At 67.3% G+C, this 2034-nt stretch carries 2 protein-coding genes; one reads left to right on the forward strand and one right to left on the reverse strand.

Translation table 11 applies throughout. The features are described 5' to 3' along the window. Positions 1-1188, forward strand: a 1188-nt coding sequence (locus tag RMO04_RS05540) for a biotin/lipoyl-containing protein (protein ID WP_309643795.1), incomplete at its 5' end; no start/stop codon positions are given. 10 nt (positions 1189-1198) lie between these two features. On the opposite strand, the gene RMO04_RS05545 is transcribed toward RMO04_RS05540, so the two are convergent. Continuing rightward, a complete protein-coding gene (locus RMO04_RS05545) occupies positions 1199-1981 on the reverse strand; it encodes a 3-hydroxybutyrate dehydrogenase (protein WP_309643796.1) in 783 nt (260 codons plus the stop codon). Positions 1982-2034: the final 53 nt, after the last annotated feature.

Genomic DNA, 2034 nt, shown 5'->3' on the forward strand with positions numbered 1-2034 from the left:
GCCGTTGCCTACGACAGCGCCGGCACGGTGGAGTTCGTGGCCGGCCAGGACAAGAGCTTCTACTTCCTGGAGATGAACACCCGCCTGCAGGTGGAGCATCCGGTCACCGAGCTGATCACCGGCCTGGACCTGGTCGAGCAGATGATCCGCTCGGCCTATGGCGAGGCGCTGCAGTTCCAGCAGTCGGACCTGAAGATCAACGGCTGGGCCATCGAGAGCCGGATCTACGCCGAGGACCCCTATCGCGGCTTCCTGCCCTCGATCGGGCGGCTGGTGCGCTACGCCCCGCCCCAAGAGGGCAAGCTCGGCGAGATCGTGGTGCGCAATGACGCGGGCGTCCGCGAAGGCGACGAGATCTCGATGTTCTACGACCCGATGATCTCCAAGCTCTCGACCTGGGCGCCGAACAGGCTCGCCGCCATCGACGCCATGGGCCGGGCGCTGGAGGACTTCCACATCGAAGGTCCCGGCCACAACATCCCGTTCCTGGCCGCGGTGATGGACCAGGACCGGTTCCGGTCTGGCCAGCTGTCGACAAACTACATCAAGGACGAGTTCCCGGACGGCTTCCAGGGAACCTCGCCCACCGAGTTCCAGCGCGACCTGATGGCGGCGGCGGCCTGCGCCATGCACACCAAGGTCACCGCCCGTTCAGCCCCCCAGCTGGTCCGCGACGAGTGGGTGGTGATCGAGAACGGCGAGCGGCGGCTGGTGCGGCTGTCCAACGGCGGAAGCGACTTCCGGGTGGAGTTTGTCGGCGAGCACCGCAGGCTCAACCTCACCGAGATCGACTGGAAGCCCGGCCGGCCCACCTTCCGCGCCTGCCTCGACGGCCAGGCCTTCACCGCCCAGGTCGGGCCCGCCGCCGAGGGCTTCGTCATCCGCCATCGCGCAGCCCTCGCTCACGTCCTGGTGCTGACCCCCCGCTCGGCCGAGCTGCACGAGAAGCTGCCGCCCAAGCAGGCCCCCGACACCTCCAAGTCCATCCTCTCGCCCATGCCAGGCCTGGTCGTCTCCCTCGACGTGACGCTGGGCCAAGAGGTCAAGACCGGCCAGCAGGTGGCCATCGTCGAGGCCATGAAGATGCAGAACATCATCCGCGCCGAGCGCGACGGCACCGTCAAGACCATCGGTCCCAAGGCCGGCGACAGCGTCGCCGCCGACGAGGTGCTGGTGGAGTTCGCTTAAGGGGTCGCGCCTACTGCATGTACCAGCCGTGGCTCACCACGATCGACTGACCCGTCAGGGCGTTGGTCGGGAAGCCGGCCAGGAACACCGCCGTGCGGGCCACGTCGTCCACCGTGGTGAACTCGCCGTCGACGGTCTCCTTCAGCATCACCTTCTTGATGACATCCTCTTCGCTCATGCCCAGCGCCTGAGCCTGCTCGGGGATCTGCTTCTCCACCAGGGGTGTGCGGACGAAGCCCGGGCAGATCAGGTTGGCGCGAACGCCGTGGGCGGCGCCCTCCTTGGCCACCACCTTGGCCAGGCCCTCGAGGCCGTGCTTGGCTGTGACATAGGGCGCCTTCAGAACCGAGGCCTCCTTGGAGTGGACCGAGCCCATATAGATCACCGTGCCGCCGCGGCCCTGGGCATACATGTGCTTGAGGCAGGCGCGCGTGGTGAGGAAGGCGCCATCCAGGTGGATGGCCAGCAGCTTCTTCCAGTCGCTGAACTTGAAGGTCTCCAGCGGCCCGACGATCTGGATGCCGGCGTTGGAGACCAGGATGTCGATCCCGCCGAGCTTGGCGGCCACCGCCTCGACGCCGGCGTCGACCTGGGTCTCGTCGGTGACGTCCATGGCCACGCCCATGGCGCGCTCGCCGGTCGGATCGAATTCCTTGGCGGTCGCGTTGGCGGCGTCGAGGTTGAGGTCGGCGATGGCGACCTTGGCGCCCTGCGCCAGGAAGGCCTTGGCGATGTCCTTGCCGATGCCGCTGGCGGCGCCGGTGACGATGGCGACTTTGTCCTTGAGCTTCATTTGTCGATCCTTGGGTGTTGGGTGTTGGCGCTTCGCGCATATCCCGTGCCTGC

The organism is Phenylobacterium sp., from assembly GCF_031412415.1.
Taxonomy (GTDB): Bacteria; Pseudomonadota; Alphaproteobacteria; order Caulobacterales; family Caulobacteraceae; genus Phenylobacterium.

What these genes read in the sequence shown, in the direction of transcription:
- RMO04_RS05545 (WP_309643796.1), bottom strand. Translation starts at nt 1,981, where the DNA reads ATGAAGCTCAAGGACAAAGTCGCCATCGTCACCGGCGCCGCCAGCGGC.